The 12,512-nt window shown below is 73.9% G+C and carries 15 protein-coding genes and 1 pseudogene; 6 read left to right on the top strand and 10 right to left on the bottom strand.

Going from position 1 to position 12,512, the window contains the following annotated elements:
• Positions 1 to 188: 188 nt before the first annotated feature.
• The 5 genes from ACZ7GZ_RS24040 (at position 189) to ACZ7GZ_RS24020 (ending at position 2,094) form a co-directional block, all read left to right on the top strand.
• Positions 189 to 827 carry a TetR/AcrR family transcriptional regulator gene (locus ACZ7GZ_RS24040; protein WP_471027256.1) on the top strand — a complete coding sequence of 213 codons (639 nt, stop codon included), beginning with the start codon at positions 189 to 191 and terminating at the stop codon, positions 825 to 827.
• A gap of 101 nt (positions 828 to 928) precedes the next feature.
• Entirely contained in the window at positions 929 to 1,171 is a 243-nt protein-coding gene (locus tag ACZ7GZ_RS24035) for a hypothetical protein (protein ID WP_471027255.1), read from the top strand.
• A gap of 97 nt (positions 1,172 to 1,268) precedes the next feature.
• On the top strand, positions 1,269 to 1,484 hold the full coding sequence (locus ACZ7GZ_RS24030; protein WP_471027253.1) for a hypothetical protein: 216 nt from the start codon (positions 1,269 to 1,271) through the stop codon (positions 1,482 to 1,484).
• Between the two features lie 102 nt (positions 1,485 to 1,586).
• A complete protein-coding gene (locus ACZ7GZ_RS24025) occupies positions 1,587 to 1,730 on the top strand; it encodes a YciI family protein (protein ID WP_471027252.1) in 144 nt (47 codons plus the stop codon).
• Positions 1,731 to 1,884: 154 nt separating this feature from the next.
• Positions 1,885 to 2,094: an aldehyde dehydrogenase family protein gene (locus ACZ7GZ_RS24020; RefSeq protein ID WP_471027251.1), complete on the top strand. Its 210-nt coding sequence runs from the start codon at positions 1,885 to 1,887 to the stop codon at positions 2,092 to 2,094.
• Positions 2,095 to 2,303: 209 nt separating this feature from the next.
• Here ACZ7GZ_RS24020 and ACZ7GZ_RS24015 read toward each other — a convergent pair whose 3' ends face one another.
• The 5 genes from ACZ7GZ_RS24015 to ACZ7GZ_RS23995 are packed head-to-tail and all read right to left on the bottom strand — an operon-like array spanning position 2,304 to position 8,440.
• A complete protein-coding gene (locus tag ACZ7GZ_RS24015; RefSeq protein WP_471027249.1) occupies positions 2,304 to 3,545 on the bottom strand; it encodes an FAD-dependent oxidoreductase in 1,242 nt (413 codons plus the stop codon).
• A 33-nt stretch (positions 3,546 to 3,578) separates the two neighbouring features.
• Positions 3,579 to 4,742: an XdhC family protein gene (locus ACZ7GZ_RS24010; protein WP_471027247.1), complete on the bottom strand. Its 1,164-nt coding sequence runs from the start codon at positions 4,740 to 4,742 to the stop codon at positions 3,579 to 3,581.
• Positions 4,735 to 6,873 carry a xanthine dehydrogenase family protein molybdopterin-binding subunit gene (locus ACZ7GZ_RS24005; protein WP_471027246.1) on the bottom strand — a complete coding sequence of 713 codons (2,139 nt, stop codon included), beginning with the start codon at positions 6,871 to 6,873 and terminating at the stop codon, positions 4,735 to 4,737. The genes ACZ7GZ_RS24010 and ACZ7GZ_RS24005 overlap by 8 nt, the downstream gene beginning before the upstream one ends.
• Positions 6,870 to 7,862: an FAD binding domain-containing protein gene (locus ACZ7GZ_RS24000; protein ID WP_471027245.1), complete on the bottom strand. Its 993-nt coding sequence runs from the start codon at positions 7,860 to 7,862 to the stop codon at positions 6,870 to 6,872. Before ACZ7GZ_RS24000 ends, ACZ7GZ_RS24005 begins: the two co-directional genes overlap by 4 nt.
• Positions 7,859 to 8,440, bottom strand: coding sequence for a (2Fe-2S)-binding protein (locus tag ACZ7GZ_RS23995; protein ID WP_471027243.1), 582 nt, complete (start codon positions 8,438 to 8,440; stop codon positions 7,859 to 7,861). Before ACZ7GZ_RS23995 ends, ACZ7GZ_RS24000 begins: the two co-directional genes overlap by 4 nt.
• Positions 8,441 to 8,659: 219 nt before the next feature.
• Between ACZ7GZ_RS23995 and ACZ7GZ_RS23990 the strand changes: the two genes are divergently transcribed.
• The gene (locus ACZ7GZ_RS23990) at positions 8,660 to 9,238 is read left to right on the top strand and encodes a TetR/AcrR family transcriptional regulator (RefSeq protein WP_471027242.1); all 579 of its coding nucleotides are present in this window, start codon (positions 8,660 to 8,662) and stop codon (positions 9,236 to 9,238) included.
• Between the two features lie 93 nt (positions 9,239 to 9,331).
• Here ACZ7GZ_RS23990 and ACZ7GZ_RS23985 read toward each other — a convergent pair whose 3' ends face one another.
• The 5 genes and pseudogenes from ACZ7GZ_RS23985 to ACZ7GZ_RS23965 form a co-directional block, all read right to left on the bottom strand.
• A complete protein-coding gene (locus ACZ7GZ_RS23985) occupies positions 9,332 to 9,568 on the bottom strand; it encodes a hypothetical protein (RefSeq protein WP_471027240.1) in 237 nt (78 codons plus the stop codon).
• Positions 9,568 to 9,972: a hypothetical protein gene (locus ACZ7GZ_RS23980; RefSeq protein WP_471027239.1), complete on the bottom strand. Its 405-nt coding sequence runs from the start codon at positions 9,970 to 9,972 to the stop codon at positions 9,568 to 9,570. Before ACZ7GZ_RS23980 ends, ACZ7GZ_RS23985 begins: the two co-directional genes overlap by 1 nt.
• Positions 9,973 to 10,029: 57 nt before the next feature.
• Entirely contained in the window at positions 10,030 to 11,487 is a 1,458-nt protein-coding gene (locus ACZ7GZ_RS23975; protein WP_471027237.1) for a sensor histidine kinase, read from the bottom strand.
• The gene (locus tag ACZ7GZ_RS23970) at positions 11,484 to 12,188 is read right to left on the bottom strand and encodes a response regulator transcription factor (RefSeq protein WP_471027235.1); all 705 of its coding nucleotides are present in this window, start codon (positions 12,186 to 12,188) and stop codon (positions 11,484 to 11,486) included. Before ACZ7GZ_RS23970 ends, ACZ7GZ_RS23975 begins: the two co-directional genes overlap by 4 nt.
• Positions 12,189 to 12,226: 38 nt before the next feature.
• Positions 12,227 to 12,403 (bottom strand): annotated as a pseudogene (locus tag ACZ7GZ_RS23965) (ergot alkaloid biosynthesis protein); the annotation flags it as partial.
• Positions 12,404 to 12,512 lie beyond the last annotated feature (109 nt).

Raw genomic sequence — 12,512 nt, 5'->3', positions numbered from 1 at the left:
ACCTCCCGTCAGTCCCGCCCTTTACACGGTCATCCTGACAGAGGGACTGGTTGTCAGTGGAGCGATTGGTGTGACTTGACGCGGACCTGCTCCCTCGGATCCCGGCCGGACGCGTCGTGTGCACCGGCTGGGACGGCTGTACGCCTGGCCCGCGGCGCGTTCATGCGTCGTCGGGCCCCGTTGGCCGCGTGCGTGCCCGGGTGTCAGCGGCGGCGGGCGATGGTCACGCCGTCGCGCACCGCCGGCATCACCGAGTCCACCCGCTCGTCCGCCGCGACGCCGCGGTCGCGCTGCTGCGCGAGGGCAGGACGGTCACGATCGCGGAGGCCGCCGAGACGGCCCGGGTCTCCACGGCCACGGCGTATCGTTCCTTCTCCCGCCCCTCGGACCTGCTGCAGGAGGCCCGCACATTCATGCGGGCGCCGGACGTCCTGGCCGACCTTCCGGAGGAGCCGGCCGAGCGGCTCGATGCGGTCGTCTCCCGGATCGCGGACGAACGACTCGGTGACGAGGCCATGTGGCGGGCGGTGCTGCGGGCCGGCCTGGACCGCTGGCAGCAGGTCGACAAGGGCGAGCGGGCCGGCGACCTCCCCTTCCGCAACCGCACCCGTCTGGACCTGACCCACAGCGCCCTGGAACCCCTGGCCGACGTCCTCCCGCCCGCCGAGCACCGTCGCCTGACCATGGCGGTCATGCTGGTGTACGGCGTGGAAGCGCTCGTCTCGACCCGCGACGCGTGCGGACTCGACGCCGACGAGGCGAAGGAGGTCATGCGCTGGGCGGCGGGAGCGCTCCTGGAGTGCGCACTGCGGCGTGCGGGGACGTAGAGGTGGGACGCCGCCCGTGCGAGACCGACGACGGGCTCTACCCGATCGGCCGGTAGGTCCTCCGGCCGACGCGGCACACCCGCCGTCTAGGATCCGTGCCCGTGGCAGAGGTCCCCGATGAGTTGATCAAGCTGGAACGATCCGCCGAAGTAGAGCGCGCGAAGCTCGCGGGCCTGACCGGTGACGAGTACGACGCCCAGTTGCGCCGCTGGCGCGAGGCGTCCGAGGCGGTACAGGCGGCCATCACCGCGCACGCCGCGGCCACCGAGGCCAGCCGGTTCGAGGTGGAGCAGGCCGTGAAGCAGGCGGTACGGCACGCCCAGGAGGACCCGGCCGTCGAGTAGGCCACGGAGTGCCCCCGGCGGACTCGGGCGGCCGGTGCACGCATATTCGGCCATACTGACCCAGAGTGGCACCCCTCCATGCGACAAGGAGCACGGAATGCCGACGGATCCGGTAGGACGATTCCTGGCAGCCCTCGACCCGGATCACCGGGAGACGATCGGCGCCCGGCCGCGCCAGGAGCAGGAGAGGCTCGCGGCGGCCTGGGAACGGGAACTGGAAGCGGATGACGAGCTCGACACGCTCGACGAACTGTCCCCTCCCGCGGCCGAGGCCGAGGCGGCCCGCCGTGTCCTGGGCCGCGGAGCCGGCTAGCGTTCCAGCGACTCCCAGGTACTGATCCCCCTGCTCCGGACGCCGCTCCTGAGCGGCCGACCAGCTCCGCGAACCCGGGCACGCGCCCACGGGGTGGTCGACATGATCGACCGCCCTCTGCCGGAGGCCGAGGAGGCGATCGGCGGCTACGCGACCGTCGAGGTGCCGGACAGCGCGCTGGAGCCGGCGGCGAGCTTCCCGGTGCCCGACGGCAAGGCGGAGGTGCGTCCGGTCGCCGAGCGCTGACCCGGTCGGCGCCCGGGAGACCAGGTCGCTGACCGAGCGGGCCTGCCGGGAGGAGGCGGGCCGACCGCCAGGCCCTCCACCTCACCGCGAACCCCGCCGAGCGCTCCCTGCTCACGGCTCGCCTGCGACGCGACGACCGTACTGTGGACGGGACTTGACGCCGACGATCCTCCCGTCCGCGTGGCACTTCCCGAACCACTCGAGCCGGCGCCGACAGGACAGGGACGCCCTCGTCCGGGTCAACGCGCATGGCACGACGGTCTCGGAGATGCCGCACGGCGGTGTGCGCCACTCCGGCTACGGCAGCGGCCTCTCCCTCACCAGTCTGCTGGACTACACGCAGGTCAAGCACGTCATGCTGTGACGGGCCGGTACCTGCCAGGAGGTGGCGTCGGCGACGTGGTCGTGATCGGGGATGCCGTACTCGTCGTTGGCACGCAGGCGCAGCCTGGCGGGGCCCAGCGGAGTGGACATGCGCCATCAGTCGGGGTCGTCGGTGGGCTCGACGGACCGGACGTTGACCACGGCCCACCGGGGCCGGTTCGCGGGGTCGGTCAGTACGAGCCTGACCCGCTACCGGACCGCCGTGGCGGGTGGGCGCTCCCGGAGCGCGCCGTAGGCGACGAAGTACGCGGGCAGCCGGCGAAGCCACCGTGACTCGGCGAGCAGTCGTGCCACGCGCCGGGCCCGGTCCGCGCTCCCGAGGGGCGGCCGGCCCTGCAGGACCGGAGCGATGAAGCGGGCGTGGGCCGTCCGCTGGAGGGCCTGGGTGGCGACCGTGGTGGGACGGCGGCGGCGCTGCACCCGGTGTACGTCGCGCAGGCCCACGGTTCCGCGGCGCAGCGGCTCGGTGAGACAGCGGGCGGCGGCCACGGCGTCCTGCACCGCGAGGTTGATGCCGATGCCGAAGACCGGGGACATGGCGTGCGCGGCGTCGCCGATGCACAGCAGGCCGGGGCGGTGCCAGCGGCGCAGCCGGTCCAGGCGCACGTCGAGGAGCTTGACCTCGTCCCACGAGCGCACGGCGTGCACGCGGTCGGCCGTCCAGGGAGCAGCGGCGGCGAACTCGGCCAGGAACCGGTCGAGGCCTGCGGCGCGGCGCCGGGCGTTCGTGCCCTTGGGGATGAGCCCGGCGCACTGCCAGTAGTCGCCGCGGTCGATCATCGCGGTCAGGAAGCGGTCTCCGACGGCGCCGACGAGTCCCTGCGGGTCGCCCTCCTTGCGCGGCAGCCGGAACCACCAGGCGTCCATCGGGCAGGCGAAGCCGTGCAGTCCCAGTTCCGGCCGGGCACGGGCCAGTGATCCCCGGCCGTCGCAGGCGACGGTGAGCACGGCGCGCAACTCCCCGGCGCGGCCGTCGGAGGTGCGGTAGCGCACTCCGGTCACCCGTCCGGACTCGATCAGGAAGTCGGTCGCCTCGGTGTTCATGCGCAGGTGGAAGGACGGCTCGCGGCGGGCCTCGTCCGCGAGCAGGTCCAGCAGGTCCCACTGGGGGACCATCGCCACGTAGTTGTAGGGACCGCGCAGCACCGAGAGGTCCGCGACCGTGACCGCCGAGCGGCCGGCTCCGATCGGCAGCTGGACGGTGCGTACGCGGCGCTGCGGCAGCCGGGCGAAGCGCTCGGCCAGTCCCAGATCGTCCAGCAGCGCCAGCGTGGACGGGTGGACGGTGTCGCCGCGGAAGTCGCGCAGGAAGTCGCCGTGCTTCTCCAGGACCGTCACCTCGACGCCGGCCCGGGCCAGCAGCAGGGCGAGCACCAGGCCCGCGGGGCCGCCGCCCACCACACAGCAGGTGGTCCGTTCCCTCTGTTCCATGGCAGTCCTGCCCTTCACGAGAGCAGTAATTCATCAGCTGCTGAATACTATACTCTCGCGGTGGATCGGCGTCCCGGAGCCGGTGAGGGGAACGCCCGTGCCGCCCCGCCGCGCGGCGACGATCTCCGCCGCGATCGACAGGGCGGTCTCCTCCGGAGTCCGGGCGCCCAGGTCGAGGCCGATCGGTGAGCGCAGCCGGGCCAGTTCCCGTTCGCTCACGCCTTCCGCCCGCAGCCGCCGGTTGCGGTCCTCGTGCGTGCGGCGCGAGCCCATCGCGCCGACGAACGCCGCCGGCCTGCGCAGGGCCTCCTTCAGCAGGGGGACGTCGAACTTCGCGTCGTGGGTGAGCACGCACAGGACCGTACGCGCGTCGGTGCCGGTGCGCCGCAGGTAGCGGTGCGGCCAGTCGACCACCACCTCGTCGGCGTCGGGGAATCGGGCCCGCGTGGCGAAGACGGGGCGGGCGTCGCACACGGTCACGTGGTAGCCGAGGAACTTTCCGGCCCGCGCCAGCGCCGCCGCGAAGTCGACCGCGCCGAAAACCACCATGCGGGGCGGCGGCACGTTCGACTCGACGAGCAGGGTGAGGCCGCCGGGGCAGTGGGAGCCTCCCCCGGACTCCGTCCGGGGGGACCCCCGTCCCGCTCCGCTCGCCGAGACGTAAACCGTGCCGGTGCGGCCCGCCTCCAGCAGGGCCCGGGCCTCGGCCGCCGCCGTCCGGTCCAGGTCCGGATGGCCGCCGAGGCCGCCCTCGTGGGTGCCGTCGGGGCCGACCAGCAGGGCGCGGCCGAGGAGTTCGGCCGGGCCGCGGGCGACGCGGGCCAGGGCCGCCGGCGCGTTCCGCGCGGCGGCCGACAGGGCCGAGGCCAGGACCGTCCCGGCCTGTCCGGCCACGGGCGTGACCAGCACCTCGATCGTCCCGCCGCAGGTCAGCCCCACGGCGAAGGCGTCCTCGTCGCTGTAGCCGAAGCGTTCGAGCACGCTCTCACCGGTCCGCAGCGACTCGACGCACAGGTCATACACCGCGCCCTCGACGCAGCCGCCGGAGACCGAGCCGATGACGGTGCCCGCGCGGTCGACGGCGAGGGCGGCGCCTGGACCGCGGGGCGCACTGCCGCCGACGGACACCACGGTGGCGACGGCGAACTCCCGGCCCTCCTCGGTCCAGCGGTGCAGTTCCTCGGCGAGGTCAAGCATCCGGCGCCTCCGCGGCGGCCGACAGGATGCGGTCGGGGCGGATGGGCAGGCTCCGGTGGCGTACGCCGGTCGCGTGCCAGACCGCGTTGGCAATGGCGGCCGCGGCGCCGACGACGCCGATCTCGCCGATGCCCTTGATCCCGACCGGGTCGTTCGGGTCCGTGTCGTCGATCCAGTCGGCCTCGACGGCGGGTACGTCGGCGTGCGTCGCCACGTGGTAGCCCGCGAGGTCGGCGCCGAGGACCCCGCCCGAGGCGCGGTCCCGGACGGCCTCCTCGTGCAGGGCCATGGAGATGCCCCAGATCATGCCGCCCCGAAGCTGGTTGCGTGCGGTGAGCGGGTTGACGATCCGGCCCGCCGCGAAGACGCCGAGCATGCGCCGCACCCGCACCTCGCCGGTGGCGGCGTCCACGGCGACCTCGGCGAACTGCGCGCCGAAGGAGTGCCGTTCGGCGGGGGTGAGGGCGCCGATGGCGGCGGCGGTGTCGGACCGTACCGTGATGCCCTCCGCGGGGATGTCGGCACCGAGCGCCAGCCGTTCGCGCAGTTCGCCGGCCGCGGCCGTGACGGCCCAGGACCAGGAGCGGGTGCCCATGGAGCCGCCCGCGATCATCGCCGGGCCGAAGTCGCTGTCGCCGATGCGCACCAGGACGCGCTCCGGCGGCACCTGGAGCGCGTCCGCGGCGACCAGGGTGAGTGCCGTGCGGGCCCCGGTGCCGATGTCGGCCGCGGAGATCCGGACGGTGAACGTGCCGTCCGGGTGCGCGGTCGCCGTCGCGGTGGACGGTGCGGCGCCCGAGGGGAAGGAGGCCGCCGCCGTACCGGTGCCGAGCAGCCAGCGGCCGTCCCGGCGCAGCCCGGGACGCGGGTCCCGGTCCGCCCAGCCGAACCTGCGGGCGCCCTCCCGGAAGCAGGCGGCCAGATTGCGGCCGGCGAACGGCAGGCCGGACACGGGGCCCTTCTCGGGTTCGTTGCGCAGGCGCAGCTCGATCGGGTCGATCGCGCACTGCTCGGCGAGTTCGTCGAGCGCCGCCTCCAGCGCGAAGGACCCGGGCGCCTCACCCGGCGCGCGCATCCATGTCGGGGTCGGCACGTCGAGCCGTACGACGCGGTTGGCGGTGTGGTGGGCGTCGGCGTCGTACATCACCCGGGCCACCCCGGCGCTCGGTTCGACGAACTCGTGCACCGTGGAGGTGACGCTGACGGAGCGGTGTTCCAGTGCGCGCAGCCGTCCGTCGGCGTCGGCGCCGAGCCGGACGCGCTGGGTGGTAGGGCTGCGGTAGCCGGTCAGCGAGAACATCTGGCGGCGGGTCAGGACCACGCGTACGGGCCGCTGAAGGAGGGTCGCGGCCATCACGGCGGCCACCTGGTGGGCGCGGGGGCCCTTGCTGCCGAAACCGCCGCCGACGTGTTCGGAGCGTACGCGCACCGAGGCAGGGTCGAGCGAGAAGAGCTTCGCGAGTTCGCCGACGACCCAGGTGGCGCCCTGGTTGGAGTCGATCACCTCGAGCCGGCCGCCGTCCCAGCGGGCGGTCGCCGCGTGCGGTTCCATCGGGTTGTGGTGCTCTTCGGGCGTGGTGTACTCGGCGTCCAGGACGACGGCCGAGGCGGCCAGTTCGGCGTCGAGGTCGCCCTTCTCCGTCACGGCGGGCATGTGGCCGTCCACCGGGCGGGCGTCCGGGTGCTCGCCGGTGAAGTCCGTGTCGTGGGGCTCCTGTTCGTAGTGCACCACGAGGGCTTCGGCGGCCTCCCTGGCCTGTTCGGACGTCTCGGCCACCACCAGGGCCACCGGCCAGCCCAGGTGGGGCACGCGGTCGTGCTGGAAGACCGCGCAGGTCGGGTCCGGGCGCGTGCCCAGCAGGCCGGTGTAGTCGGTGTCGACGCGCGGGGCGTTGCGGTGGTCCAGGACGGCGAGAACACCCGGCATGGCGAGGACGGGGCCGGTGTCGAGGGCGCGGATACGGCCGCGGGCGACCGTGGACAGCACGAGCCAGCCGTGGGCGAGGTCGGCGAAGGGCACCTCTCCCGCGTAGCGCGCCGCTCCGGTGACCTTGTCCCTGCCCTCCACGCGGGTGCGGGCGGTGCCGACGGAGGGCGTGTGGGTGTGTGTTCCGGTGGTGGCGGTGGTCATCGGGCGCACTCCTCGGCGAGTTCGGACAGGACGGCCACCACCAGGTTGCGCATGAGATCCACCTTGTATCCGTTGTGCGGCAGCGGCCGGGCCGCCGCCAGCTCGGCGTCCGCCGCGGCGGCGTAGGTCGCGGCGTCGGCCGTCGCACCGGTCAGCACGCGTTCGGCGGCGACGGCCCGCCACGGACGTGAGGCGACGGCGCCGAAGGCCAGGCGCGCGTCGCGGACGATGCCGTCCCGGACGTCGACCGCGGCGGCGACCGAGCCGATGGCGAACGCGTACGAGGCACGCTCGCGCACCTTGCGGTAGCGGGAGGTGGCGGCCACCGGGGCGGGCGGCAGAGTGACGCCGGTGATCAGCGCGCCCCGCGGCAGGGAGGTCTCGCGGTGCGGGGTGTCACCGACGGGCAGGTAGAACGCGGTGAGCGGCAACTCCCCGGGCCCGTCCGCCGTTTCGAAGTGGACGACGGCGTCGAACGCGCTCAGGGCCACGGCCATGTCCGAGGGGTGTACGGCCACGCAGTGGCCGGAGGCGCCCAGGATCGCGTGGTTGTGGTGCTCACCCTCGATCGCGGGGCAACCGCTGCCGGGGGCCCGCTTGTTGCAGGGGTTGGTGACGTCGGTGAAGTAGCCGCAGCGGGTGCGCTGCAGCAGGTTCCCGCCGACCGTGGCCATGTTGCGCAGCTGCCCGGACGCGCCGGCCAGCACCGCCTGAGCCAGCGCCGGGTAACGGCGCCGGACCTCGGGGTGGGCGGCCAGGTCGCCGTTGGTGACGGTGGCACCGATGCGCAGACCGCCCCGCGGGGTCGACTCGATGTCGTCGAGCGGGAGTTCGCGGATGTCGACGAGCCGGGCGGGCCGCTCGACACCGGTCTTCATGAGGTCGACGAGGTTGGTGCCGCCGCCGAGGAAGCGGGTGTCCGGATCGGCGCCGAGCAGCGCGACGGCGCCGGCGACGTCGGACGCCCGCTGATAGGCGAACTCCTTCATGCCGCCACCTCCGCCGCGTCCGCCATGGGGGTCGTGCGTCCCTTGTCCGCCGTTTCTTCGGCGGCCCGGGCCACCGCCTCGACGATGGAGACGTACGCACCGCAACGGCACAGGTTGCCGCTCATCCGCTCCCGGATCTCGTCGGCTGTCAGGGGCGGTGGCCCCGCTTCGGGCCGGACGTCGTCGGTGACGGCGCTCGGCCAGCCCGCCGCGTGTTCCTCTATCACCCCGATCGCCGAACAGATTTGCCCTGGCGTGCAGTAGCCGCACTGGTAGCCGTCCAGATCGAGGAAGGCCTGCTGCACGGGGTGCAACCGGTCACCGTCGGCCACGCCTTCGATGGTGGTGATCTCGCGGCCCTCGGCCGCCACGGCCAGTTGCAGGCAGGCGACGGCCCGGCGCCCGTCCAGCAGGACCGTACAGGCACCGCATTGTCCCTGGTCACAACCCTTCTTGGTGCCGGTCAGATCGAGACGCTCGCGCAGTGCGTCGAGCAGGGTGGTGCGGTGGTCGACAGGCAGTGTGTGCTTCTCGCCGTTGATCTTCAAGGTGATGACACTGGACGTCGATGAGGCCATGAGCTGCTTCTTTCGCGTTTCCAGGGAGGTCGGGAGGGGTCCGGCTGCCGCACGTGCGCGGGGCGCTGGGACGGAACCGAGGCAGCCGGCGACTGCCGTAGGACGGCGTCCGCGGCTATGGTGGAACGCAACCGGACAACTGTCCGGTAACTGGAAACGTAACGGACAGCTGTCCGCTTAGCAAGGGCGAGGTTCGGCCACGACCCTCGAGGAGGACGAGTGCCGCAGCAGAAGGAATCACCCCGGCGCTCGGACGCACAGCGAAACCGCGAGCGCATCCTGGAAGTGGCGGTCACCGAACTGTCGCGCTGCGCGGACGCCCCGCTCAGCGCCATCGCCAGGAAGGCCGGTGTCGGACAGGGCACCTTCTACCGGAACTTCCCCAACCGGGAATCGCTCGTCCTCGAGATCTACCGCCACGAGATGCAGCAGGTCGCCGACGCGGCGGCCCGTCTGCTGCGGACCCGGGCACCCGAAGAGGCCCTGCGCGCCTGGATGGACCGGCTCTCCGAGTTCGCCATGACCAAGGCCGGGCTGGCCGAGGCGATCCGGCAGGCCACCAGCGCCCCGGGCGGCCCCCGCAAGCCGCCCCCCACGCCGGTGACGGCCGCGGCGGAACTCCTGCTGCGCGCCAACGACGAAGCAGGCACCATCCGGCCCGGAGTCACCGCGGACGACTTCCTCCTCGCCATCGCGGGCCTGTGGCAGCTCGACCCGCACGACGACTGGCGGACACGCGCCACCCGGCTCCTCGACCTGGTCATGGACGGCCTGCGCGCGGGGGCGCCCGGCACATGAGCGCGGGCTGCCGAGGGGCGGACGGGGGGTGGACGGGGGGTGGACATACGCAGATGCCGGACGGGGAGCGCCGTGCGGCGCTCCCCGCGCGGGTCAGCGGTCGGCGGTGCCCGCCGCGTCCCGGTCGGCCGCGGCCGCCGCGGATTCGGCCGCGTTCACCTTCTTCTGCATCTCGGCCAGTTGCGAGGGCCCGCCGGACGACGCCGTGGCGGACGCGGCGTCGGGCGTGGCCTTCGGGGAGGCGCCGTCCTGGTGGGCGCAGCCCGCGCCGAGCACCACCACCAGAGCGGTGGCCGCGGTCAGCGTCAGGTGGCGGCGCCGGACCCGCATCAGTCCGCCGCCTTCCCGTCGCCGTTGGCCGCGCACCACGTCTTCACGGCCGCCAGATCCTTCTGGCGCTGTTCCAGGTTGGTCCGCAGTGACGTGCGGAAGTCCAGCCGGTCCTGGAGGTAGCCGGCGATCTCGGTGTGGCCCGCCTTCTTCGCGTTGTCGACCCGCTTCTGCAGCCGTGCCACCGAGCCGCGCGTTCCGGCTCCGGCGTCGAGCCGCTTCAGGGCCCGTGCGATCCGGCGGTCGATCTTCGGCACCCGCTTGCACAGTGCGTGGGCCCCGTCACCGGCCGGTTTGGCGGTGGGTGTGCTGTCGGCCGCCGAGGCGGTCCCCGCCGCGCCCGCCAGGACCGCTGTCACGGCGAGCCCCGCGAGCAGCGTGCGCGTGCGTCGTCGTACGTCCATCTGCCTCTCCGTTCTCTTCCGGCGGACGGCCAGGTCCGCCGTCCGCCGCCGGCGAGGCTAGGGAGTGTCTTTGGGGAAACTCTGTGACCGGTTTGCCCCGGCTGTACCGATGAGCCAGTCCCGCCGGTGGGGCAGCCCGCCACCGCCCGGGGGCAGCCGTACGTCGAAGCGGGCGCCGATCCCGTCGGGTCCGTCCGTCACCGTGACGCTCCCCCGGTGCAGCGCCGCCTGCTGGGCGACGAGGGTCAGGCCGAGTCCGGAGCCCGCGCTGTCCGGGCCCCGCTGGAACCGCTCGAAGATCCTGTCCCGGGCGGCGGGCGGCACGCCGGGCCCGTGGTCGTCCACCGTGATCGCGACCTGGTCCGCGGTTGCGCTCGCGCCCACCCGGACCCACGCCCGGCCGCGCGCGTCCCGCCCGTGCGCCAGGGCGTTGCCGAGCAGGTTGTCCAGCAGCAGCCTGAGGCCGGGCTCCCAGCCGTGCACGGTGAGCCCGGGGGCGGCGTCCAGCACGATCTCGGCGTCGGGGGCCCGGCGGCGGGCCTCGGCGACGGCCGCGTCCGCCACGTCGGCGAGGTCGACGGGGCGGAACGCGTCCGCCTCCACCAGGTCCCCGCGGCCCAGCTCGCGCAGCATCACCAACAGGCCGAGCAGCCGGGCGTGTTCACGCCGCAGGTCGGCGAGGACCTCGGCGCGGTCGGGTGCCGGCAGGCCCGGGTGGTCGGCGAGGATGTCGAGGTTGGTGCCCATGCTCATCAGCGGCGTGCGCAGTTCGTGCGCCGCGGCGGCGGAGAAGGACCGGGCGGTGTCCAGGGCCTCGGCGGTGCGGACGGCCTGTTCGTCGTAGCGGGCGAGGACGGTCCGCAGGGTGGCGGCCAGCTCGTCGACCTCGGTCACCCCGGTGCGCCGGTCGTCCGGCCGGGCGCTGCCGGTGCGCGGGTCCAGGCCGGCGGTGCGGCGGGTGAGGCGGCGCAGCGGGGCGCTCACACCGCTGGCCAGGCCCCAGGCGAGCAGACCGGACAGGGGCGCGGCGAGGAGTGCGGCGAGGAGCACGCGGCGCCGCACGAGCCCGAGTTGGGCGCGGTCGGCGGTGTCGGTCGAGAAGACCCACAGAGTGCCGTTGGTGCCCCGGAGGGGCCGGGCCAGGGCCCGCCAGCTGCGGGTGCCGTCGCGGACGGTGACCGGGCCGGCGGGCCGCGGCGGGAGGCTCGCGGACGGACCGGGCTGAGGTCCGCCGCGGAAGTCGGCGTCCGGTCCGACGACGCGTACGCCGACGTCGAGGGCCGCGCTGAACAGCCTTCGTTCCCTGGTGTCGGCGGCCTTGGGCCGGCCGTTCTCCGAGGCCCTCAGCAGCGACCGGGCGTCCGGGGCGATGGCCGCGGCCCGCTCGCGCAGATGCTGGTCCTCGGTGCGGTGCAGGTCCCGGGCGACCAGGTGCAGCAGCAGCCAGCCGGAGGCCAGGACCAGCAACGGGACGGTGCAGCCGACGGCGAGGCCGATACGGGTCGAGAGTCTCACGGCGCGTTCCCGGCCTCCCTGAGCACGAAGCCGACTCCGCGCACGGTGTGGATCAGCCGCGGGCCGCCGTCCGCCTCGAGCTTGCGCCGTAGATAGCTGACGAAGGTGTCGACGGCGTCGGTGCGCACGTCGAAGTCGTAGCCCCACACGCGTTCCAGGAGCTGGTCGCGGGTCAGGACGAGTCCGGCGTTGCGGGCGAGCACCTCGAGGAGTTCGAACTCGCGACGGGTCAGATCCAGCGGGTGGCCGTCCCGCCCGGCGGTGCGCGCCGCCGGGTCGATGACCAGGCCCGCCACCCGCAGCACCGCGCGGTCGGCGGGCGGCCGGCGGCGCAGCTGGGCGTGCAGTCGGAGCACCAGCTCCTGCAGGGCGAACGGCTTGACCAGGTAGTCGTCGCCGCCCGCCTGGAGTCCGGCGATCCGGTCGGCGGTCTCGTCGAGGGCGGAGAGCATCAGGACCGGCAGGTCCCGGCCCGAGTCGCGCAGCCGTGTGCACACCTCGATGCCGCTCATACCGGGCATCGACACGTCGAGCACCAGGACGTCCGGTGGTTCCTCCTCGACCGCGGTGAGCGCCCCGGGTCCGTCGGCCGCGGTCCGCACCATGAAGCCGTTCAGCCTCAGGCCACGTTCCAGCGACCGGCGGATCGCCGCGTCGTCGTCGACGACCAGCACCGCACCGGGGCACGCGTTGTCCCTCATGCGCCCTCCCTCATCGCCCGGCCAGGGTACGTGCTGTCTCAGCCGCCTCGTGTCAGCTCCCGTTCGGCGACCGTCCGGAAGCTGCGGGGCGGGCGGCCGGTCACGCGCTGGACGGTGTCGGTGGTCCGGTCCTCGGCGCCCTGGGCGATGGCGCGGTCCAGGCCGGCCAGCACGGCGGCGAACTCACGCGGCATGGAGGCGGCCAGGCGGTCCTTGTCGAGGAGCAGGCGCAGGCTGTGGCGGTAGAGCTCTTCCGGTGAGGGGTGCGTGGGCATCGGATCCTCCGTCGCATACGATACGGACCAGCGGTCCGTTTCTGTTGCG

The organism is Streptomyces sp. NPDC037288 (assembly GCF_055603265.1).
This window is presented reverse-complemented; position numbering and strand designations above follow the sequence as displayed.